The organism is Bacillus smithii, from assembly GCF_001050115.1.
GTDB classification, from domain to species: domain Bacteria; phylum Bacillota; class Bacilli; order Bacillales; family DSM-4216; genus Bacillus_O; species Bacillus_O smithii.
Genome location: NZ_CP012024.1, coordinates 1,591,661 through 1,613,596, shown reverse-complemented (window position 1 = coordinate 1,613,596; position 21,936 = coordinate 1,591,661). Strand labels below are relative to the sequence as shown.

Here is a 21,936-nt window from a genome sequence, read left to right as displayed (position 1 = left end):
AATGTTTTCCGATTGCAACGATATGAAAATCAGCTGATTTCATAATATAGCCACTCCGATAATTTTCCACCCATTTTGTTGTATAAAGACTGTGCAATTTTATTATCTTTTGCCGTTTCCCATGTCATAAAGGCAAAGTCGTTTTCTCGTATGTATTCTAAGCATGCTTGAAATAATTTCTGTCCGATTTTCTTTCCTCTTGCATTCGGAATCACAAATAAATCATTTAAAATGGCCTGTTTTTTTACTTTTAAAGTGCTAAAAGTAAAGTACAAAGTAGCAAAACCTACCAGTTCTCCTTGATGTTCAGCAACAAATTGAAGTCCGCTCGAAGGATTTTCCATTAAATGATGAATCAAGTCTTTTAAATCCCTTTCTTTAGGGACAGGTTGTTTGTAAAAATCAACAATATACTGCAGCATTAGTTCATATAATTCAGAAATATCTTGCTCCATTGCCGGCCTTATGACTACATGATGGTTCATTTTTTCTCCTCCGCGATCATCATTTTTTCTATTTTTCTATAATTTCTTTAAGTTTCGAGTACATGGCATCAAAATCGATCCGTTCAATAAGAAGATGGTTCCAATACCATTATTTAAATAAATAATTCCATTTCACCGTGATGAAAAGTAAATCCCATTTTTGTATATAACGGCTTTCCATCATCAGATGCATGCAACCAAAGTCGTCTCACTCCTGTTTTTTTGCATTCCTCTATCAACTTTTCTAATAATGATCTTGCTATACCTTTCCCCCGATATTGAGGAATGGTATACATATTCAATATGTAAGCCTCCAGTCCTTTTAGATTCTCTAAATAAGGCGGCCGTTTAAATAAAACCATCCCGCTTACACTGATCACATGATCATTTAATAGAGCTAAGTATGAAATGAATTCATTATTTGTAAGTGCTTCTTCTAAATATTCTTTTGTAGCGGTTATAACGAGAGCCTCTTCTTGTTCAGATCGCACTTCTCCTAATTCCTTAAAAAGTTCCAAACGCAATCTTACAATTTCTTCTAAATCTTGAATGGTTGCTTTACGAATGTCGACTGGCATATTCATGATATAAAAGCATTCCTTTCTTTCAAATATTATCTCAAAAACAACTTCCCCTCCATAACCAATCATCTCTCCTCCGAGCTAACACAAGATTTCATAAACTCTGATTTTCAAAAGATTAAAAAAATGGAAGAAATCATCACAGGATTCCATTTCATTATACAGTGAATTTTCATTTATTGTAATATTCCTATTATTTCGCGATGATGTAAATTATTTTGTGTAAGCAAATTTTTCTACTAGAAAAAAAGAAAAAGGCAGGGTATTCTCAGATTTGCGACCAAACAAAACTGAAAGGAGATACCCTACCTTATGAGTAATAGTATACTCAACTCAGATTTCGCAAATCAACTGGAAAATATGATAAAAGATTTTGTTCAAGAAAAGCTTGAATTCATCATGAGAGAAGAAATCAAAAATTTCCTCCAAGTGGAACAGGAACACGTTCAAAACTCAAGAAATGGTTATTATCACCGTACTCTTGATACAAAGTACGGGAAAATAGAAGCTCTTACGGTTCCAAGAGATCGCAACGGGGATTTCCAGACTCAACTGTTTGAGCCTTATCAACGTCAAGACGGCTGGCTGGAACAGGCGATTATTAAAATGTATCAAAGTGGGATGAGCACTCGAGAAATTGGGAAGTTTATCGAAAGAATTCTTGGTTCAACCTACTCTCCTACCACGATTAGTCATATTACAGATGCCGCGTTGGAGGATATTCAAAAATGGCAACAACGTCCATTAAACAAACGGTATTCTGTGTTGTATCTTGATGGGTTTTATATAAAAGTTCGTCGTGATACGTATGCCAAAGAAGTCATTTACGTTGTTCTTGGTGTCAATGAAGAAGGTTATCGTGAAATTCTTGGCTTTTACGTTGGAGGTCAAGAAAGCGCGCATGGCTGGCAAGAGATTCTCCAAGACCTTTATACACGCGGTGCTCATGAAGTCTTACTTGGTGTTTTTGATGGACTCCCAGGTCTTGAAGAAGCCTTTAAAGCCGTCTATCCGAAAGCCGATGTTCAACGATGTGTGGTCCACAAAGTAAGAAATACGTTAAACAAGGTAAGGAAAAAAGACCAATTTGAAGTGGCTGAAGACCTAAAGCTGATCTATCGTTCGATGACAAGAGACGCAGCCATTCAAGCCTTTCATGAGTTTAAAGACAAGTGGTCTAAAAAGTATCCTAGAGAAGTCCAATCTTGGGAACAGGATTTAGATGTCCTCCTAACATTCATGAAATATCCGACCAGTATTCGTAGTGTCATCTACACGACCAATGCGATTGAACGAACGATTAAAGATATACGTAAACGACTCAAAACGATGAACAGCTTAACCAGTATTGAAGCAGCAGAAAAAATCACGTTCTTAACGGTACAGGACTTGAATGAAAAATGGTCCACTAGAAAACTTAAAGGGTTTTCTACGGCATACAAGGCACTTCAAGATATGTTTGAAGAAAGATACTGAAAGACCAAATTTTGTTCATGAAGAACAGAGTCTAGGGAGACTAAGTTGTCTTATATGAGACTGAATATTCAGTCTCATATAAGACAACTAAACACCTCCTCCAAGATTAAAAAAACGTATCTGAGAATACTCTCTTACACAAAATTCTTGACGGTACCTGTTGTAGAACCGTCCTTTCACGTGTGTGTTGTTTTGAAAAAGGGAAAACTAGAAGAAGAACTTATTTCCTAGTAGTTTTGCAACCCCTTTCGTATTCTTTTATACAATGATTAATAGAAAAGATCAAACAAAACGACTCGAAAGATACAACAATATTTTGATTAAGTTTTTTATCGTATTTCAATATATAGGGAAAAGATGGAAAGCATTATTTTTCAAGATGTTGCCGGAGCGTATAAGGAAGCAAACTTGTACTCGTCATAATAAAAATGGTCCATAAAGATTGGGTTATTTCTTAATGTTCCTCTACTAAAATTTCAATATGAAAATCATTACTTTTTTACCATTAAACGGATCATTGGTTTTCTAGCAGAATCCATTCATCCATTTTGCAATTTATCATTGAATTTAATGGAAAAGTTTCTTTTCAAGAAAAATAGCCCTATTTTTTATAAAACGATTCATCATGAAAATGGATTACAGTAGTCGCCTCGAATCACATAAACAATATTTTCCCAGCCTATAAAAATTCTACGATCTTTGAATCATTGTCTTCCCTTTCCCACCAAGGCAAAACATTTTTACAATTTCTTTCCAAACCACGAAAAGGTCCTTAATAAACTTTTGCTAAGAGCTGTCATTTGCGAGTATCCGTTTTATATGAGTAGCATTAAAACGATTGTTCAAAACATCTGCATTTTCGGAATTGTTAAGTCAGCGATATTTCACCAGAAAAAAAATCATCCGATATTTTCCTGTTCAAACAGCAGAAATGATGCCTTCAGTAAAAACCTTTCATGCAATCGATAAATATTCCGCGATGATTTAGGGATAATAAAGCAAAAGAGAATGAACGCGGGAGATTGATTGATCCATGAGCAAAATGATTTTGTGGGCGTTTGTAATCATTGGAATGGCCTTATTGCTTTTCAGATTCAGAAAAAAAACACTAATCAAAGACTCGATTTTAGTTTTCTTATTAAAAGCTTATTTTTCCACATTTATTGGCATTTTTGTTGCAAAAGAGAAATTGATTGAATACCCTGTTCGGTTTTTAAGCAAATATTTCGATACGAGCATTGTTTTTGAATCCTTTCTCTATCCAATTATGTGTGTATACTTTTTTCAAACAACTTACCATTCCAAGTTTCCAAGCATTGTTCTGCAATGTGCGTTGTATACCGGTGCCTTAACCATCATTGAGGTTCTTTGTGAAAAATATACGGATTTAATTAAGTACCATAATTGGACATGGATGTATTCGTTTATAACCATCTTTTTTTTATCGCTTTTTGTCCGTTTGTTGACGCAATGGATAATCAAAATGGATAATCAAAATGGATGAAACCAAAGGTATAGTGAGCTCCCAAGGCAGACAATCTTTAGACGAAAAAATAAAGCTATCTCTTTCATATGGACAATCATTCTGGTGTATCCATTGCCTGCAACTTAGGAAAATCTTAATTCGGAATCACTCGCCGTAACGAAATCGTCAATACAGGACCTCTTTTCATGATTCGTTGGAAGTCCATTTGCCGATTTTCGTTTATATTTGAACTTTATTATTTGCAAAGAATCCTTATATAACCAAACTATCGCATAATACATTGGCATCAAAAGTCATCTTTCACTTCCTGTTTTTCCATTCATCACCTACGAGTTGTTAACCATGGATTTCGTTCAATTGCTGCGATGTGAAGCACTTTTAGTCGTTGAGGGATAAAGAATCTTGCCGTTCTCTCTTATGTTAAAAAGCTATTCAGCATTTTCCCCTTTTCACGTCTGTTTTGAAAGTCTGGAAAACGCTCCTTGCTTTCAAGGGCGAACGTTGTACAAATGAAAAAACGAGGAGATGCCAACTACCGCCAAGGGCAGTCGAATCGTCTCCTCAAGCAAGTTTTCCTGGATTAGCGATATTCAGTGTACATAAGAAAAAATTTTCTCTTGTCAACTTCAATTACCTTCTTTGGCGTAGCAAATCAAAGTATTGAAACGGGAGTATTTCATTTTTATCGTCCATATGAGCTCTTTTAGCTATTTGATTGGCCGGCCACTAACAAGCACTGCTTTTTTTTCGTTCCTTATATAAGGATAGAACTCTCTCTATTTTATGATGCAATTCCCTCTTTATTTGTTAGCTAATTTGGATTGTCTTGCTTGCGTATAACGATTGATTGGCTTCTGAAGCCCTAAATGATCGCGCAACGTATCTCCTTCATATTCACGTCGAAATAGACCGCGTTCTTGAAGAATGGGTACGACATGATTTACGAAATCTTCTAAATCTCTCGGGTACAACGGTGACTGAAGAATAAAGCCGTCCGCCGCCTCTTCCGTAACCCATTTTTCCATTTCAGCTGCGACCTTTTCCGGAGTACCGACAAAACTGTCAAACCTGCCTGCACCGATGAAAAGACGAGAGTAAAGCTGACCGACTGTTAAATCTTCTGTGTAAATAATTCGTTTTATCTCTTCATAATGACTCTGAATTCCATTTATTTCATCTGGAAGGTCCACTTCTTTTACCGGTGTATCAAGTGAATATTTTGTAAAATCTACATTTCCCATGTACCCTGACAAGAATTTTAAGGCTTGGTATGGATGAACAAGCTTTTGCAGCTCCTCAAATTTTCTTTGTGCCAATTCTTCCGTCTCCCCAATAATGGGCGAAATGCCGACTAAAATCGAAAGTTCATCTGAATGACGGCCATAGTCTGACATTTTGGATTTTAAGTTTTTGTAAAATTCCTTTGCTTTCTCCAAATCACTACGTTGTGCGAAAACAACTTCCGCCGTTCTTGCGGCTAACCGCTGACCCGGTTCTGAAGATCCTGCTTGCACAATGACCGGATGTCCTTGCGTCGATCGTGCAATGTTCAATGGACCGCGAACGGAGAAATATTGTCCTTTATAATCAAGCGTATGGAGCTTCTCTGAATCAAAAAACACTCCCTTCTCCTTGTCGAAGACAAAAGCATCATCTTCCCAAGAATCCCACAGTCCTTGAACAACATCAATAAATTCTTCAGCTCTTCGATAACGTTCATCGTGTGGATAGTGCTCCGTTCTGCTGAAGTTTAGCGCCGTAGCACCCGTAGCGTCTCCCGTTGTCACAACATTCCAGCCAACACGTCCGTTACTAATATGATCGACCGAAGCAAATTGCCGTGCCAGAATATACGGTTCTCCGTAAGAAGTTGAAGCCGTTGCGACGAGACCAATTTTGGATGTTGCCGTCGCAATCGCTGTAATTAAAACGACGGGGTCGAATCGATTTAAAATGTTTGGATGGGAATCCTCATTAATCGCCAAGCTATCGGGGAAAAACACCATATCAAATTTACCTCGTTCTGCCGTTTGGGCAAGTTGGATAAAGTGATGGACGTCTATGCTTGCTGTCGGTTTCGCATCCGGATGCCGCCATGATGCGATATGCATCCCCGTTCCAATTAAATAAGCAGCCAATTTAATCTGCTTTTTCTTTGCCAATTTTATCTCCCCCAAAGTTATGAAATTCCTTTTAGTTTTTGTAAGCGTCTTTAAATGTTTTTAATTCCTTTAACGAAATAAACGTTGGAATGTAGTTGCCTTTATAAGTTTTCTTAATGAAATTCGCCACTTCATCCGTTTGATAAATTTTGACTAGTTTCTTTAACTCAGGGCGGTTGGCGTCTTCTTTCCGCGCCGCAATCACGTTGATATAAGGCTTAGCCGTTTTGCTTTCATGAATGAGCGCATCTTTCAAATACAATCCTGCTTCTACCGCTACACCGTTGTTAATAATAGATGCATCAACGTCATCCATGACTCGCGGAGTATTTGCCCCATCAACGGGAATAATCTTAATGTTTTTTGGATTTTCTTTGATTTTGTCCACTCCGCCATTTCCATCAAAATTGTCCACTACTTTGATCAGCTTTGCTTCTTGCAATAATAACAAGGCACGCCCCCAGTTCGATGCATCATTTGGCACTGCGATTTTGGCCTTTTTGGGCAGCTCATCAAGAGATTTGTATTTCTTTGAATAAAGACCTAACGGTGCAATAATCGTCGTTCCGATCGGGACAATATCTGTACCGTTTTTTTCATTAAAGCTCGTTAAATAGGCAATATGCTGAAACGCATTGACATCAATATCACCTTCAGCTAGAGCCTGATTGGGGTCAACCGAAGCGTTAAAATTAACCAATTCAAGATCCAACCCTTCCTTTTTCGCCTTCTTTTTTATGAATTCCCACGTACGTAATTCTGAACTGCGAATACCAACCTTAATTTTTTTGTCTTTCGTTTCACTTACTGTTGTTTTTCCGCACCCTCCCAAACTAAGGAACAAAATAAAAACAAGAATCGATATAAAGGCTTTTTTCACCATCTTTCCTCCTTCTCTCTCATTTACATGCTGACTTGACTACATCTTTCTCATTTTTCGCTCGATAAAATTCCCCAGTGATTGTATGACCTGCACAAGCAAAACTAGTATCACAACCGTGACCACAATGGTGATTGTGCTGAAGCGCTGATAACCATAGGTAATCGCCAAGTCACCTAAACCGCCTCCGCCCACTGCTCCTGCCATCGCTGTAGCACCGATGAGGCCAATCGTGGCTGTTGTGATGCTTAAAACAATAGAAGGAAGCGCCTCCGGCAACAGAAAGCGGAAAATAATTTGCAATGGAGCGGCGCCCATCGCTTGTGCGCTTTCAATAATTCCTTTATCCACTTCCAGGAGAGAATTTTCAATCAGCCGCGACATGTACGGTCCGATATGAAGGACAAGCGGAACTATGGCTGCCGTTGTCCCAATCGCCGTACCGACCAAAAATCTCGTAAACGGAATGATCGCAACGAGCAAAATAATGAACGGAATCGATCGTAAAATATTGACAATCGGATTTAAAACGGAAAATATAAACGTATTCTCTAATATATGACCTTTTCGAGTGACGACTAATAAAATCCCAAGAGGCAAACCAATTAATGCTCCAAATACGAGCGACACGCTGACCATGTACAACGTCTCCCAGCATGCCTGTAAAATTAACTCCGGACTAACTTCCATTGCGAATCACCTCATTCACTCTCACTTTTTGCTGAACGATAAAATCATAGGCTCGAGAAATTTCTTCTTTTTCCCCCTGCAACTCAACGATCAAATTGCCAAATGGAACTCCCTGTAGCTCATTGATACTGCCAAACAAAATGTTCACATCCACTGCGAATGATTTTGCCACTTGCGATAAAATAGGCTTTCCTGAACTTTCTCCAATAAATTCGATATTGTAAACTTTGCTAAATGTATCGCTGGATTGAATCATATTAAAAATACTAGGCGGTATCTCGTCTCTTAAAACCGAATGAACAAAATTGCGTGCCGTCTCAGTTTTTGGGTTGGAAAAAATATCTAAAATCGTGCCTTCTTCAATGATCTCGCCGTCCTGCATCACGGCAACACGATCACATATTTGCTTAATCACTTCCATTTCGTGTGTAATAATCAAAATCGTCACGTTGTATTTCTGATTTACTCGTTTTAAAAGCTGCAAAATCGACGTCGTTGTTTGCGGGTCCAGTGCCGAAGTCGGTTCATCACAAAGGAGAATCGATGGATTTGTAGCCAATGCACGAGCGATGCCTACACGCTGCTTTTGACCGCCTGATAACTGATTCGGATAGCTGTTCGCCTTATCAGAAAGACCGACAAAATTTAATAATTCATGAACGCGCTTTGCAATCACTGATTTAGGTGTTTTACTAAGCTTAAGAGGCATTGCGACATTGTCAAAAACGGTTTTGGACCCCAATAAATTAAATTGCTGAAAAATCATTCCGATCTTTTTTTTCGCTTGACGCAACTCTTTTTCTGATAACTTCGAAAAATCTTGGCCATCGACTAAAATTTGTCCGGAGGTGGGCTTTTCCAGCAAATTAACCATTCGAATCAATGTACTTTTCCCCGCTCCACTAAAGCCAATAACGCCGAAAATGTCCCCTTTCTTAATCGTCAAATTGATATTTTTTAACGCTTCGATCGTTCGATTTTCATTTTTGAAAATTTTCGATATATTGCGAAACTCAATCACTTTACTCCCCCTGCCTTAAAATGCCGGAACAACAGCTCCATCATATTTATCTTCAATAAACTTCTTTACTTCTGGACTTGTTAATGCTTTTGCAAGTTTTTGAATCGCATCTGAATCCTTGTTGTCTGGACGAGCTACTAAAATGTTGACATACGGGGACTTATCTCCCTCTATGATCAGAGCATCTTTTTTTGGTTTAAGCCCCGCCTCCAAAGCGTAGTTTGTATTAATGGCGGCCGCCTCGACATCGTCCAGTGAACGCACCAGAAGCGGACCATCAACTGGAATAAATTGAAGTTTTTTCGCATTTTTCTTTATGTCTTGCACGGTATAATTTTTGTTTGTATTTGAAGATTCATTTAATTCAATCAGTCCGTTGGCGGCAAACAATTGCAAAGCGCGAGAGAAGTTAACAGGATCCTTTGGAATGGCTATCTTTGCCCCTTTTGGCAGTTCGTCAATCGATTTGATTTTTTTCGAATAAACGCCAAACGGCTCGATGTGAACACCGACAACTTTCACGAGATTTAAACCGCTATCTTTGTTTGTCTGTTTTAAAAATGGAGTATGCTGGAAATAGTTTGCATCCAACTCGCCATTTGCTGTCTGTTCATTTGTCAGAATGCCATCGTTAATGATTTTAATGTCAAGCTTTACACCTTCTTTTTCTAGCTTTGGTTTAATAAATTCAAGAATTTCCGCATGTGGTGTCGATGAAGCTCCAATCTTTAATGTTACTGTTTTCTTTTCAGTTGTACCTTTTGATTCTTTTCCATTGACAAGGGCTTCGTTTTTGCCGCAACCTACTAAAATAGCAAATAAAACCGTGAATAAGACCAATAAATAAAATTTTCTCATTTTCGCTACCTTTCTCCTTGTTTATTCTTAGTTAATGGGTAGAAATAATAGGTTTTATTATTGTGATTTATCCTACCACCAAAAATCGCGAAATGGCAAGACTTCCGGTGATAGAAAGATTTATACAATTAATAGAAAAAATCTATTAATTCATTGAAAGTACTGATCTAAATGGCTTTTTTCTTACCGATAAAACAATCCCATTCTAGGGTTTGGCACATGGCGGACTATTGGATTGATATGCTCGTCGCATCAAAAAAAGCTCAATCGTCATTTGATTGAGCTCAAAACAAATATATTAAACTAAGAGGGGGATTCGATAAAAAAGAGTTTACTTCACAAAGGAAGTTACTTCTTGACTGGCTTTAATGGCTTGCTTTAGATCATACAGAATATCGTCAATTGCCTCTGTACCTACAGATAAACGAATAAGTCCAGGTGTAACGCCGGTATCTAATTGTTCCTCGCTGCTTAATTGCTGATGCGTTGTGCTGGCCGGATGAATAATTAAAGATTTGGAATCACCAATATTGGCTAAGTGAGAAAATAGCTGAACGGAATCAATTAATTTTTTCCCTGCTTCAACGCCGCCTTTAATTTCAAATGTTAAGACGGCACCTTGCCCTTTTGGCAAATACTTTTTCGCTAATTCATAAGAAGGATGGCTTTCCAACCCAGGATAACTTACTGATTTAACAGCTTCTTCTTTTTCTAAAAACTTCGCTACCTCCAAAGCATTTTGGCTATGGCGCTCTAAACGCAAATGTAAAGTTTCAAGTCCTTGCAAAAATAGGAATGAGTTGAATGGCGACAAAGGCGCACCAAGATCTCTAAGCAGTTTTACGCGTGCTTTTGTAATATAGGCCGCTTCTCCGGCTTCTTCTGTGTAGATTAGGCCGTGGTAGCTTGGATCCGGATCGGTTAATCCCGGGAACTTTCCGCTCTTTTTCCAGTCAAACTTTCCGCTGTCGACAATAACGCCGCCGATTGCATTTCCATGCCCCCCGATAAATTTTGTGGCAGAATGCACAACAATATCTGCCCCAAAGTCAATTGGACGAAGCAAGTATGGGCTGGGGATGGTGTTATCCACAATGAGTGGAATCGAATGATGATGGGCAATTTCCGCAACGGCTTCGATATCCAATACGTCCCCTTTTGGATTGCCAATCGTTTCGGCAAACACTGCTTTTGTTTTGCTCGTAATCGCTTTTTCAAAGTTTTTCGGATCGGCAGGATCCACAAATTTAACGGTAATTCCAAAGCTAGGTAGTGTATGAGAAAACAAATTATACGTTCCCCCATAAAGACTTGATGAAGAAACAATTTCATCTCCGACAGACGCAATATTTAAGATGGAATAAAAGACAGATGCTTGCCCAGATGCAAGCGCAAGCGCTCCCACACCGCCTTCAAGAGCAGCAATTCGTTTTTCAAATACATCAGTCGTAGGATTAATAATTCTTGTGTAGACAAAACCTTCTTCTTTTAAGCCAAACAAGTCGGCAGCATGTTGACTGTCATTAAATACAAACGAGCTTGTTTGATAAATCGGTACTGCCCTAGATAAAGTAGTAGGATCTGGAACTTGCCCTGCATGCACAGCTAATGTTTCAGGCTGGAGCTTTCTTTCGTTTGACATCATCATTTCTCCCTTCCCAATTCATTTTGATAAAAATTTTCAAAAAAAGGCATCTATCTTCTTTGCTTCTTAGAAAGAAGTAGATGCCTTTAGTTGACTAATCGGCAAATACGAAAAATATGAAAGACTTTACTTATCCAACTAAATATATAGGTTTAAATTTATATAAAATTTACTCCCAAAATCCATAAATGTCAATTTTATTTTTAAAATTTTCTAAAAATATATTCGTTTCAAGTTTTATTAGCGATAAAAAGCGGAAGCTCCCTAGTCAGCCCCGAAAAAATGCGGGAAATTCTTTATCGGAATGACAAAAGCGACTCGATCGGTTTCTGTTATGGTTAATGTCATGTTGTACACACCTTCTTAAGAATATAAATGACAACGAACCATTCGTTCATTACCAAGATTGATTAGCTTTGGCTGTTCAACTTTGCATCTATCATACGCAAATGGGCAACGGCTTTGAAAAGAGCAACCTTTTATAGTGGACGAAGGATTTGGAATCTCCCCTTCTAAAAAAATTCGTTTTCGCTTTTCTTCTTTCAAAACTGAAGGTATAGAAGAAACAAGGGTTTGCGTATAAGGATGAAGTGGTTCTTTGTAAATATGATCAACAGCCGATGCCTCCACAATTTTCCCTAAATACATAACGGTTACTCGATCACTCATATAATGAACAACGTTAAGATCATGCGAAATAAATAAATACGTCAACGAAAATTGCTGTTGTAAGTCTTTTAACAAATTTAATATTTGTGATTGAACCGAAACATCAAGTGCAGAAACAGGTTCATCCAGAATAAGAAGTTCAGGGCGCAGCATAAGCGCACGAGCAATCGCAATACGCTGACGCTGACCGCCGCTCAATTGATGGATGTACTTATTTTCAAAAGATGGATCAAGACCTATTTGTTCAAGCATTTCCAAAACAGATTGACGACGATCTTGTTTATTTCCAATGTTGTGGATGGTTAAAGGTTCTTTTAATAATGCACCAATTTTATGCCTCGGGTTTAGCGATGTATACGGATCTTGAAATACATACTGAATTTTTTTACTCAGCTGTTTTGATTTCTTTCCAACGAAATTGGATATATTTTCTCCTTTAAAAAATATTTCTCCCTCTGTTGAAGAAATAAGTTGCGCGATCATTCGTCCGGTAGTTGATTTACCGCACCCGCTTTCTCCTACCAGTCCAAGTGTTTCCCCTTTTTTTATTGAAAGAGATACACCGTCCACGACTCGGATTACCTTTTTCTTTATACCAAAACGATGAATTGGATAATGTTTTTTCAAGTTCAGTATTTCAACTAGATCGGGTGCCGGCATGAAAACTCCCTCCCTCCTTCTTAACCAAAAAACAACGGACCAACTGCCGGTCATTCGTCTGAATAAATTCCGGATTATGATGAAAGCAAATATCCATTGCATGATCACACCGAGAATGAAACGGGCAACCTGCTCCCCTATCAGAAATAGCAGGAACTGTTCCACGAATGGAATATAAACGTTTATTTTTCTTATTTGGCGTGGGAATTGAATTTAAAAGCCCGATTGTATAAGGATGCTGAGGAGAGTCAAATACTTGCTGAACCGTTCCTTCTTCAACAATTTGTCCGGCATACATGACCGCCACACGATCACAAATTTCGGCTATAACCCCCATATCATGAGAAATAAACAGAAGAGCCGTCCCTTCTTTCTTCACTTCTTCCATCAATTGCAGGATTTGAGCTTGAATGGTCACATCTAAAGCAGTTGTTGGCTCATCAGCAATGAGCAATTTAGGATAGCAGGCTAAAGCAATGGCAATCATCACCCTCTGCCTCATCCCTCCTGAAAGTCGATGGGGATACTCTTTCAGCAAATCTTCTGGCCGGGATAAGCCCACTTTTTTCATGATATGAACAGCTTGCTGTTTTGCCTCCTTACGCTTCATTCCTAAATGAAACGTAAACATTTCCATTATCTGTTCTCCCACTGTCAATGAAGGATTCAGTGAGGTCATTGGATCTTGAAAAATCATCGAAATCTCTTTTCCGCGTAAGCGACGTATTTCGTCTCTTTTTTTTTCATGAAGAGATTGGGAACCGTATGTAATTCTACCTTCTGATAAAACCATGGAGTTCGGCAGAAGATCTACGATGGAAAGAGCAAGAGCGCTTTTTCCGCTCCCAGATTCACCAACAATCCCTAATGCTTCACCCACGTGGATTGTTAAAGAGACTCCATTAATGACTTTCAGATTTCTTCTCGAATTTTTCAACGAAACATGAAGATCACTTATTTTAAGCAGCTCTTCTTTCTCATGATTTTCTTTCAACATTACTTTCCCTCCTTTCTAGTCCTTCCGCGCTATCCAGTCCCTTATCCCATCTCCAAGCAAGTTGAATCCAAGAACCGTCAACGTAATGAATATGCCGGGAGCAAGTGTATACCATGGTGCTTTATAAATGTAACTTTGCGATTCATTCAACATTCTGCCCCAACTTGGATCCGGAGGTTGAACACCTAATCCCAAATAACTGAGTGCCGCTTCTATTAAAATAGCAGCTGAAAAATTTAAAGAGGCTGCTACAATAATAGGCGACAAAATATTTGGAAGAATATGATAAACAATGATTCTAAGATGCCCCGCTCCTAAATGTCTGGCCGCTGTTACAAAATCAGTTTTTTTATAGGCCAAAAAGCCGCTGCGAATAATTCGGGCAAACCCGGGAATAAAAAAAATACCAACCGCTATAATCGTCTGCGTTAAATCGGGCTTAAAAATAGAGACGAGAACGAGTGCTATGATAATTCCTGGAAATGCCAATAAAGCATCCATCAGGCGCATCAAAATTTCATCCACCCATTTTCCTAAATAACCCGAAGCAGCCCCGATGACCAATCCACCGGTGATGCCAATGGCAACGGAGAAGAAACCTACTGTAAAAGCTGTTTGAGAACCCTCCATTACGCGGCTTAAAATATCCCTTCCAAAGTTATCTGTCCCTAAAAGATGCTTGCGGCTTGGACTGGCAAGGCGATCCCCAATGTTCATTTCATTCACGTTGTGCGGCAAATAGACGAAACTTACCAACATGAGTAAAAACATTGCCGAAACCAAAATCATTCCAATCCATAGATTGCTGTTTTTCGAAAGATTCATGCGGACCACCCTATTTTAATTCTATTTTCGGATCTAACCAACGATAGGTTAAATCCACTATTAAGTTAACTAAAACAACAAGAAACGCTATAATAAGGACCATCCCTTGAATAAGCGGATAATCACGGCTGCCGATGGCGGAAACAAGCAAACTTCCAAACCCGGGAAGTGTAAAAACCTGTTCAATGACTAAACTTCCTGCAAGAATTTCGCCAAAATTCATTCCAACTACTGTAACGACAGGGATAAGGGCATTTTTTAATACATGTTTAAAATAAATAGTCGATTCTTTTAAGCCTTTACTATATGCAGTACGGACATAATCCTCGTTCAGCTGTTCAATCATCGTAGTTCGTAAATATCGTACAACGATGGCGATCTGCGGAATTGCTACTGCCAGCGACGGCAAGAAAAGAGAACGAAAAGCCAGGAATGGATTTTTCGACCACGGAACGTATCCCCCTGCAGAAAACCAATTCAATGTAAATCCGAAAATCAATATAAGCAGAATGCCAGACCAAAACGAAGGAACCGAAAGCCCGATTTGTGTAATGATCGAGATCAAAAAATCCATCGTTTTCCCTTTGCTCTTCGCTGCCAAAATTCCTAAAGGTATCGCTGTAACAATGATTATGCTTAAAGCAATGATGGCTAAAGAAAACGTAACGGAGGAGCGGCTTATTATTAAATTTAAAACGGGTTCAGAAAATCGCAGCGATTCTCCAAAATCTAAATGAAAAATGTCCGTCATCCATGATCCAAATTGTTCGATAAGAGGTTTGTCAGTTCCGAGTTTTTTATTTAGAGCTTCTAATTGCGCCGGGGTAGCCTCCGTTCCTAAAATCGCCAAAGCGGGATTCCCGGGAATAATTCGAAATGCGCAAAAAGACAGGAAAACGACAAAAATCAGTGTCAGAAAAAAAGTAATGATTCTCCTTACTACAAAATTCATACAATCACCTTGTCCCTTTGCCTAATTCATTGCCTCTTATTCTTTCACCTTAATCGTTGACAAATCTTGAACATAAATCGGATACGTTTTATATCCTTCCAAATTGTCTTTTAATGCCGTATTTGTGTTCGGATCCATAATATAAACGGCTGCTGCTTCTTCAGCCAAAATGGTCTGTGCCTTTTTAATGAGTTCTACCCGCTTATTTTCATCCATTGCCGTTCTTGCCTGTTCTAACACGTGATCAAACTGGGTGTTAGAAAAATTAAAGAAATTATTTTTGGATGTTGATAAATATTTATTTAAGATTTCATATGGATCTAATTTTCCATCCAGCCCTATAATGGTCATGTCATAATCTCTGCCTTGATAAACACGATCAAGCCATACTCCCCATTCGACGGTTTCAATTTTTGCTTTAATTCCGATTTTTTCGAGATACCGCGCGATTACTTGAGCTGTATCCACATGAAATTGATAATTGGACGGTACCGTTATCGTTGTTTCAAATCCATTCGGATAACCCGCTTTTGCAAGTAACTTTTTCGCTTTTTTGATATTAAACGCATACTTGTCTTCCAAGTCTTCTTGATAATATTTGCCCATAATCGGGCTCATGTTCGAACCGATCTTTGTTCCTTTTCCTAAAGCCACTCCTTTAATAATTTCATCTTTATCAATAGCATAATTGATTGCCTGGCGGACCAATTTGTTATTGAATGGCTTTCTTTTATGGTTAAATGCAAGTAATTGTACTAAGTTTTGCGGAGCGCTTACATATTTGTATCCTTTGCCTAACTCATCTAATTTTTCACTGCCGATTCGAGGATAAATATCAATTTCTCCTGATTTAAAAGCCAAGAAAGCGGCTTCGGCATCTTTAATAATCTGAAACTCAACCTTGTCCAAATAAGGAACACCTTTCACATAGTAATTAGGGTTTTTCTCCAGAACAAGACGCTGCCCTGGCAAGTATTCCACAAACTTAAAAGGACCTGTCCCAATTGGAGTTTTATTGCTGTCCTTATAACCTTTCGGAATAACGGCAGCCGTCACTGCCGTTAAGAAAGCGGCTTCCCTTTGTTTCAGTTTAATGACGACCGTTTTCTTATCCGGTGCCGTAATAGATTCCACATTGCTAAATGAAGTGTACAATGGTTTTCCTGTACCAATCCCCGCTAAAAGATCATAGGAATACTTTACATCCTCAGCAGTCACCTCTTGCCCGTTATGAAATTTGACTCCATCTCTCAGCACAAATGTATAAGTTAAACCATCCTGCGAAATTTTATAAGATTTCGCAATTGCCGGGATAAGCTCACCTTTATTGTTTGGCTTTAGCAGCCCTTCAAAAACATTGAACATTATTTCTCTTGTTCCCGCGGCTTGAGCCAAAAATGGGTCCAAATAATCGGGATCTTGAGGAACTGCGACGACCACTTCTTTATCCCCTTTTTCTTTTGTGGAAGAAGTGCCAATTGATACCTCTTTTTGGCTTTCACATGCGGATAGCAATAAAACAATCGAAATGCTTAACCATAGCCTTTTCATGAAATTGGTTTTTTTCCTTTTTCTTCTTTTAATACTTAAAGCCATCCAAATGACTCCCCTTTACGTTAAAATGAGGAATTATATTTATAAAAGAAGATCCATTTTATTTAATAAATCTGGCACTTCTTCTATAGAACGAATCGTGTGAGGATACCGAATTTCCTCTATTCCCTCCTGATTAAACCGATTAATCAACAAAGCTTTCATTCCTACTTTCGAACTGCCAACCACATCATCATAGTAGTTGTCCCCGACGTATATGCACTCTTCTCCGGACACGCCAGCGTCTTTTAAAGCTATTTCAAAAATCGCTGCATCCGGCTTTTCAACGCCAACTTCTGAAGAAATAATTATATGATCAAAATAAGCAGTTAAATGATGTCTTTCCAAAAGTTCTCTTGCACTGTGATCCCAGTTGCTGATCACTCCCAGTCCGTAAGAATGCCTTTTTAATTTAGTTAACACCGAATTCACAAAAGCGAAAGGACGCCATTGCTCTATAGGCTTTTTCATCTCCAGCATTCTTTCGCTCTGTCTGCTCAAATGAAAATGGAGGCCAAGCTTAAAATTCAAAACACCTAAATACCAAGGATAGAAAGTTTGAACATCTTTTCCTAAAACACTAGGATACTCTCTCATAAAATATTTATCTGTCAGATGATAAGCCCTTTCGATTTTTTCCAACGAAATATAAATTCCATTTTCCGCTAAAAATTGCTGATAAACGTCCTCTCGTTGCTGATAAAAAAGGGTATAGCCTAAATCAAACCAAACGAACTTTTTTTCCATGTGTTCCTTCCTTCTTTTTAACGTGGACATTCATTTTAAAACTCGGAGTTACTCTTTAACAATCGGTAGGACGACATGCGACGGATATCGTCCGTCATGATAAATCGTTTGAGTTGCAGCAATAAAATCCGCTTCCGTCGCACTTCCCGGTTTGACCAATCTATTTGGATTACGGTCAAATGTCGGAAACAATGAACTAGTTATATCAAGACGAATGGAATGCCCTTTATGAAAAACGTTGGCAACAGCGCCGGCAATTATTTCATATTTAATGACTCGGGAAGCCGGCACAGGTTCTTGTCGTTCCAAGGAGTTCCGAAAACTCGCCCTAATGATTCCTTCTGCAACGTTATACGCATTTCCGTTCGGATGAACATCGATGAGCTTCACGACAAAGTCTGTATCTTGCGCAGTCGTCGATGCATACAGGATGACTTTTATGTCGCCAACAACAGAAACATCTTCTTCTAATATGTCTGATGTATAAACTAAAACATCGTTTCTCACTTCAATGGGAAGTTGATTTTTCGGACCCATCGGCGTTAAAACGGGATCAGCTCCTGATCTTCCGCCAAGTGCCGGTACTGGAATGGAAGGGTGATAAACAAAAATATCAGGTGATTCATTTTCAGGTGGATGAATGGAGAGCTTTCCATCACCATTGATTGAATTGGCTTTATATGAACTATGCAGATAGTAATTGGTATTTACCGTATTAGGAGGCGGCCATTGAGATGACTCTCTCCACTCATTGCTGCCCATCAAAAAGTACTGCACTGGCTTTTTATGTCCCCATTCGTTTACTTCATCTTTTAACCATCGGTTAAACCAGCTCAGTTGAATTTCATCGATGCGGTTGCCGGCATCTTTTCCAAAATCAAGTTCACCAACAAATCTCGACCATGGCATATGGTACCAAGGAGTAATAAACAAATATTGTTCATTGGCTGCCACAGCGTTCGCATATTTTTTTATACCTTGAAAGTTTTCAATTGTTCCGTCGATGAAGATGTCATACCATCCACCAATATGTAGAGCAGGAACGGTTATTTTCTCACAATAGTCCCGTATAGAGTATCGATCCCAATATTCATCCCTCACGTTATGTTCAAGCCACTCTTTATAAAATGGTGTTAATTCCTCTTTTACAACCGGCACATCCTTCAAAGGCAGGTAATGATAGAATGAGTGGATCGTCGGAGTCTTGAAAGAAATCTCTTTTAACCACTCCCATTTTCCTCTGCGAAACCCTTCATTCTGGCTAACAAACAATGTCCAAGACAAATTCAAAGCAAGAGCAAATGCACCATGTTTATAAACCTGTCCGTTATAGCCATCCGAACCAATCATTGCCGGAACAATACATTTTAAATAAGGAGGCCTCTCAGCAGCTGTTAACAATTGCACTGCACCAGCATAAGAAAAACCGTACATCCCGACTTTAGGTTCTACATCAGGCAAATGCGCCGACCATACAACCGTATCATAGCCGTCCTGTCCTTCCGTCCGATAAGGATCAAATGTCCCTTCAGACTCCCACCTCCCACGAGTATCTTGAACAATAACTACATACCCATTTTGGGCATACCATATTGGATGAGCGTAATTCATTGTCTGGGCATCGCTCTTGTTGTAAGGGGTTCTTAATAGCAAAACCGGATATTTTTCTTGGTCATCTGGCCGGTATATATCTGCATACAAAATGGTCCCATCTCTCATAGGAACAGATACATCTCTTGTAATTTGAATATTCTCCGTTACTTTCTGCCTCTTCATTGCTAAGCATGTCCCTACCTTCCTTTTATGGGTGGCATCCACACCATCGCACTTCAGACCGTCCCTCTTTCCAAACGGCTATTGTAATTTTTTCGAGATCCCGGCAAGCGGATGATCTTAACAGACTGAATTTTCAATTAATTTTTTAAAAAAAGAAACCTTTCTTCAAAATATTGTCCGTCATTCACGGCGCTAAATTGCAACGCTTTTGTCGATAACGGCAGTCCGCCCGGAGCCTTCCCAATCCCAAGATCGACTCTTCCGGAAGCTAGAGTAGACAAAACATGAAAATTTTCCGCTACTTTAAAAGGACTATAATGCTGAAGCATGACGCCTCCTGATCCGATGCGGATCGACCTCGTTCGGGCAAGCAAATACGACATTAAAACTTCCGGAGACGACCCGGCCAACTGTTCCGTATGATGATGCTTCGACACCCAGAAGCGCGAGTAGCCCCCTGCTTTTTGAGCGAGGCGTCAACAGCTGAAGAGCCTTCAAGGATCGGACTTTGATCTAATCCAAACTGATCACTAATGTGCATCTCCCTCTTTTCTATTCTTAGTTTTTTGGTATGAATAATAGGTTTTATTTTTATGATTAATCTTATCACCGGAAATGACAAAAAAGCAATACTTCCGGTGATAGAAAGATTTTTATCATTCATCCAAAAAATCTATCAATTCTTTTATGATACGGATGCTATTAACGATTTTAAATTTTTCAACCAAATGGTAGTGAACTCAGCTCCATAATAAATGCTAGGAATATACGGTTTGAGCATCATCAAATGATCGACATGGACTTCCTTCCGGTTCATCTTTAATGCATTCATTAGGCAAAAATCCGATTTTCCATCCATATTGAATGGACATTTTGCCACTTCCAGATGATTTCCCTGAATTCAAATCGAGTCCCCCTTTCGCCCCATTAAAAGAAATTCCTAAAAGCCAGTATCGTAATCTGGTTTAAAAAATCATTTTAACAGCTTCATTCATTCCAACGATGGTGCTACTCTACTGTCTTCTCTTTGGTATCGTTAACGTTTTCCAATCTGTAGATTTTATTTGTTTTGCAATATAGACGATCTGTCCGATGTGATAAGAATAGTGGTACATTTGTCTTTCGATAGCTTGGATGACAGTATGAGGCTCATTCCGGATCGTGATGGTTTTTAAAAGATCTTTTTCGTCGATTTCGTATAAAGTTTTTAAAAAAATTTGCCATCCTTTTTCCCAGCGATCAAGTAGTTCTTCCCTGCTTTTTAGATCGTTGGTAAATTCATCATCGCGATTTCGATTTGGTTTTTCTCCGTCTGAAGCAAAAAAGTCGGTCCAGCGCGAAATCATGTTGCCGTTCATATGTTTAACAATCATGCCAATACTATTGGATTCTTCGTTAAAACAGTAAAAAAGTTCATCTTCGGACAATTGTTCCATCGCTCTCTCTGCTGTTTTCTTCATATCCAAAAAACGTTCACGCACAACCTTTAAATACTCTTGACCAATTGTCACTTCAGCACCTCCAAAAAAGATCGTTATATTTGTTTTATTTCGCAAAAAGGATCCTAATTCCTGTTCATAAAAATAAGGAGAAATCTCTTTATAGATTCTATTGAAAATAACGATCTCTTTTTATAGAAAACCGAAAATAAAAATCTAAATATTCTAAAAATAAATTGACGGCCACACAGCGATTGGATATAATCACAGTAAACAGATATGATTTATGTAATTTTGAAAGGAAGGGTGTTGGAAAATAAGTGACATTTTAAATGAAGTATTGGCCGCCAACGAAGAATACTCTGCTCATTTCGGCGATAAAGCCCATTTGCAGCTGCCGCCAAAGCGTCGTTTTGCCATTCTGACTTGCATGGACGCCCGTCTTGATCCGGCTAAGTTTGCAGGACTAGCAGAGGGTGATGCTCATGTGATCAGAAATGCCGGAGGTCGTGCAAGTGACGATGCCATTCGTTCCCTCATTATCTCATATAAACTGTTAGGAACAAGAGAATGGTTCGTGATTCATCATACCGATTGTGGGATGGAGACATTTACCAATGACGTGATCCGCCAATTGCTCTCCAACAGCCTGGAAACAGCTGAATTTGACGGACAAAATTGGAAAGATGTAGGAAGAGACTCCGGTTCGAAAGAAGGCGAGTACATAGAATTTTTGCCAATCCGCAATCTAAAACAAAGTGTCATCGACGATGTTGAACGCATTCGTTCTCACCCTCTCGTGCCAAATTACATTCCGATCTACGGATTTATTTATGACGTGAAAAGCGGTCGTCTCGTGGAAGTACATGAAGCGACTCGTATTGGACAAGCAGTCACCGTTTGATCATCATTGCTTTTTTCATATCACGAACCTACCGTTCTTTTATTTCAAAAAAATGAACATGTTTAAAGCATAAAAATAGCTGCTAAAAGT

At 38.8% G+C, this 21,936-nt stretch carries 20 protein-coding genes and 1 pseudogene; 3 read left to right on the top strand and 18 right to left on the bottom strand.

What is annotated here, in order from left to right:
• Positions 1 to 29: 29 nt before the first annotated feature.
• Together BSM4216_RS07620 and BSM4216_RS07615 are read right to left on the bottom strand one after the other, a co-directional pair.
• Positions 30 to 485, bottom strand: a complete 456-nt coding sequence (locus BSM4216_RS07620) for a GNAT family N-acetyltransferase (protein WP_048623323.1) — start codon at positions 483 to 485, stop codon at positions 30 to 32.
• 113 nt (positions 486 to 598) lie between these two features.
• Positions 599 to 1,069 carry a GNAT family N-acetyltransferase gene (locus BSM4216_RS07615; RefSeq protein ID WP_048624441.1) on the bottom strand — a complete coding sequence of 157 codons (471 nt, stop codon included), beginning with the start codon at positions 1,067 to 1,069 and terminating at the stop codon, positions 599 to 601.
• Between the two features lie 309 nt (positions 1,070 to 1,378).
• On the opposite strand from BSM4216_RS07615, the gene BSM4216_RS07610 reads away from it, so the two are divergent.
• Positions 1,379 to 2,542: an IS256 family transposase gene (locus BSM4216_RS07610; RefSeq protein ID WP_048623008.1), complete on the top strand. Its 1,164-nt coding sequence runs from the start codon at positions 1,379 to 1,381 to the stop codon at positions 2,540 to 2,542.
• Between the two features lie 1,033 nt (positions 2,543 to 3,575).
• Positions 3,576 to 4,046, top strand: coding sequence for a CBO0543 family protein (locus BSM4216_RS07605; RefSeq protein ID WP_048623322.1), 471 nt, complete (start codon positions 3,576 to 3,578; stop codon positions 4,044 to 4,046).
• Positions 4,047 to 4,828: 782 nt separating this feature from the next.
• Here BSM4216_RS07605 and BSM4216_RS07600 read toward each other — a convergent pair.
• From BSM4216_RS07600 to BSM4216_RS07530, 16 genes and pseudogenes are all read right to left on the bottom strand, one after another.
• Positions 4,829 to 6,190, bottom strand: coding sequence for an LLM class flavin-dependent oxidoreductase (locus tag BSM4216_RS07600; RefSeq protein WP_048623321.1), 1,362 nt, complete (start codon positions 6,188 to 6,190; stop codon positions 4,829 to 4,831).
• A 31-nt stretch (positions 6,191 to 6,221) separates the two neighbouring features.
• On the bottom strand, positions 6,222 to 7,073 hold the full coding sequence (locus BSM4216_RS07595) for a MetQ/NlpA family ABC transporter substrate-binding protein (protein ID WP_048623320.1): 852 nt from the start codon (positions 7,071 to 7,073) through the stop codon (positions 6,222 to 6,224).
• Between the two features lie 36 nt (positions 7,074 to 7,109).
• The gene (locus BSM4216_RS07590; RefSeq protein WP_048623319.1) at positions 7,110 to 7,760 is read right to left on the bottom strand and encodes a methionine ABC transporter permease; all 651 of its coding nucleotides are present in this window, start codon (positions 7,758 to 7,760) and stop codon (positions 7,110 to 7,112) included.
• Positions 7,750 to 8,781, bottom strand: a complete 1,032-nt coding sequence (locus BSM4216_RS07585; RefSeq protein ID WP_048623318.1) for a methionine ABC transporter ATP-binding protein — start codon at positions 8,779 to 8,781, stop codon at positions 7,750 to 7,752. The genes BSM4216_RS07590 and BSM4216_RS07585 overlap by 11 nt, the downstream gene beginning before the upstream one ends.
• 15 nt (positions 8,782 to 8,796) lie before the next feature.
• Positions 8,797 to 9,639, bottom strand: coding sequence for a MetQ/NlpA family ABC transporter substrate-binding protein (locus tag BSM4216_RS07580; RefSeq protein ID WP_048623317.1), 843 nt, complete (start codon positions 9,637 to 9,639; stop codon positions 8,797 to 8,799).
• Positions 9,640 to 9,970: 331 nt separating this feature from the next.
• Positions 9,971 to 11,281: a homocysteine synthase gene (locus tag BSM4216_RS07575; protein WP_048623316.1), complete on the bottom strand. Its 1,311-nt coding sequence runs from the start codon at positions 11,279 to 11,281 to the stop codon at positions 9,971 to 9,973.
• A gap of 366 nt (positions 11,282 to 11,647) precedes the next feature.
• Positions 11,648 to 12,613: an ABC transporter ATP-binding protein gene (locus tag BSM4216_RS07570; RefSeq protein ID WP_048623315.1), complete on the bottom strand. Its 966-nt coding sequence runs from the start codon at positions 12,611 to 12,613 to the stop codon at positions 11,648 to 11,650.
• A complete protein-coding gene (locus BSM4216_RS07565) occupies positions 12,591 to 13,610 on the bottom strand; it encodes an ABC transporter ATP-binding protein (protein ID WP_048623314.1) in 1,020 nt (339 codons plus the stop codon). Before BSM4216_RS07565 ends, BSM4216_RS07570 begins: the two co-directional genes overlap by 23 nt.
• A gap of 15 nt (positions 13,611 to 13,625) precedes the next feature.
• Positions 13,626 to 14,435 (bottom strand): ABC transporter permease, encoded by an 810-nt coding sequence (locus tag BSM4216_RS07560; RefSeq protein ID WP_048623313.1) that lies wholly within the window; start codon positions 14,433 to 14,435, stop codon positions 13,626 to 13,628.
• A 10-nt stretch (positions 14,436 to 14,445) separates the two neighbouring features.
• Positions 14,446 to 15,387 carry an ABC transporter permease gene (locus BSM4216_RS07555; RefSeq protein ID WP_048623312.1) on the bottom strand — a complete coding sequence of 314 codons (942 nt, stop codon included), beginning with the start codon at positions 15,385 to 15,387 and terminating at the stop codon, positions 14,446 to 14,448.
• Between the two features lie 36 nt (positions 15,388 to 15,423).
• Positions 15,424 to 16,983, bottom strand: coding sequence for an ABC transporter substrate-binding protein (locus BSM4216_RS07550; protein ID WP_053083237.1), 1,560 nt, complete (start codon positions 16,981 to 16,983; stop codon positions 15,424 to 15,426).
• Positions 16,984 to 17,022: 39 nt separating this feature from the next.
• Entirely contained in the window at positions 17,023 to 17,727 is a 705-nt protein-coding gene (locus tag BSM4216_RS07545) for an HAD family hydrolase (protein ID WP_048623311.1), read from the bottom strand.
• 48 nt (positions 17,728 to 17,775) lie between these two features.
• Entirely contained in the window at positions 17,776 to 19,503 is a 1,728-nt protein-coding gene (locus BSM4216_RS07540) for a CocE/NonD family hydrolase (protein ID WP_048623310.1), read from the bottom strand.
• Positions 19,504 to 19,623: 120 nt separating this feature from the next.
• Positions 19,624 to 20,038: pseudogene (locus BSM4216_RS07535) on the bottom strand (LLM class flavin-dependent oxidoreductase); the annotation flags it as partial.
• 223 nt (positions 20,039 to 20,261) lie between these two features.
• Positions 20,262 to 20,408: a hypothetical protein gene (locus BSM4216_RS16700; RefSeq protein ID WP_156179231.1), complete on the bottom strand. Its 147-nt coding sequence runs from the start codon at positions 20,406 to 20,408 to the stop codon at positions 20,262 to 20,264.
• 108 nt (positions 20,409 to 20,516) lie between these two features.
• Entirely contained in the window at positions 20,517 to 21,014 is a 498-nt protein-coding gene (locus BSM4216_RS07530; RefSeq protein WP_048623309.1) for a DinB family protein, read from the bottom strand.
• Positions 21,015 to 21,258: 244 nt separating this feature from the next.
• On the opposite strand from BSM4216_RS07530, the gene BSM4216_RS07525 reads away from it, so the two are divergent.
• Positions 21,259 to 21,846, top strand: a complete 588-nt coding sequence (locus tag BSM4216_RS07525) for a beta-class carbonic anhydrase (RefSeq protein WP_048623308.1) — start codon at positions 21,259 to 21,261, stop codon at positions 21,844 to 21,846.
• Positions 21,847 to 21,936: the final 90 nt, after the last annotated feature.

Coding starts and splice junctions, on each gene's coding strand:
- BSM4216_RS07620 (WP_048623323.1), bottom strand. CDS start 485: ATGAACCATCATGTAGTCATAAGGCCGGCAATGGAGCAAGATATTTCT.
- BSM4216_RS07615 (WP_048624441.1), bottom strand. CDS start 1,069: ATGAATATGCCAGTCGACATTCGTAAAGCAACCATTCAAGATTTAGAA.
- BSM4216_RS07610 (WP_048623008.1), top strand. CDS start 1,379: ATGAGTAATAGTATACTCAACTCAGATTTCGCAAATCAACTGGAAAAT.
- BSM4216_RS07605 (WP_048623322.1), top strand. CDS start 3,576: ATGAGCAAAATGATTTTGTGGGCGTTTGTAATCATTGGAATGGCCTTA.
- BSM4216_RS07595 (WP_048623320.1), bottom strand. CDS start 7,073: ATGGTGAAAAAAGCCTTTATATCGATTCTTGTTTTTATTTTGTTCCTT.
- BSM4216_RS07590 (WP_048623319.1), bottom strand. CDS start 7,760: ATGGAAGTTAGTCCGGAGTTAATTTTACAGGCATGCTGGGAGACGTTG.
- BSM4216_RS07580 (WP_048623317.1), bottom strand. CDS start 9,639: ATGAGAAAATTTTATTTATTGGTCTTATTCACGGTTTTATTTGCTATT.
- BSM4216_RS07575 (WP_048623316.1), bottom strand. CDS start 11,281: ATGTCAAACGAAAGAAAGCTCCAGCCTGAAACATTAGCTGTGCATGCA.
- BSM4216_RS07570 (WP_048623315.1), bottom strand. CDS start 12,613: ATGCCGGCACCCGATCTAGTTGAAATACTGAACTTGAAAAAACATTAT.
- BSM4216_RS07565 (WP_048623314.1), bottom strand. CDS start 13,610: ATGTTGAAAGAAAATCATGAGAAAGAAGAGCTGCTTAAAATAAGTGAT.
- BSM4216_RS07560 (WP_048623313.1), bottom strand. CDS start 14,435: ATGAATCTTTCGAAAAACAGCAATCTATGGATTGGAATGATTTTGGTT.
- BSM4216_RS07555 (WP_048623312.1), bottom strand. CDS start 15,387: ATGAATTTTGTAGTAAGGAGAATCATTACTTTTTTTCTGACACTGATT.
- BSM4216_RS07550 (WP_053083237.1), bottom strand. CDS start 16,983: ATGGCTTTAAGTATTAAAAGAAGAAAAAGGAAAAAAACCAATTTCATG.
- BSM4216_RS07545 (WP_048623311.1), bottom strand. CDS start 17,727: ATGGAAAAAAAGTTCGTTTGGTTTGATTTAGGCTATACCCTTTTTTAT.
- BSM4216_RS07540 (WP_048623310.1), bottom strand. CDS start 19,503: ATGAAGAGGCAGAAAGTAACGGAGAATATTCAAATTACAAGAGATGTA.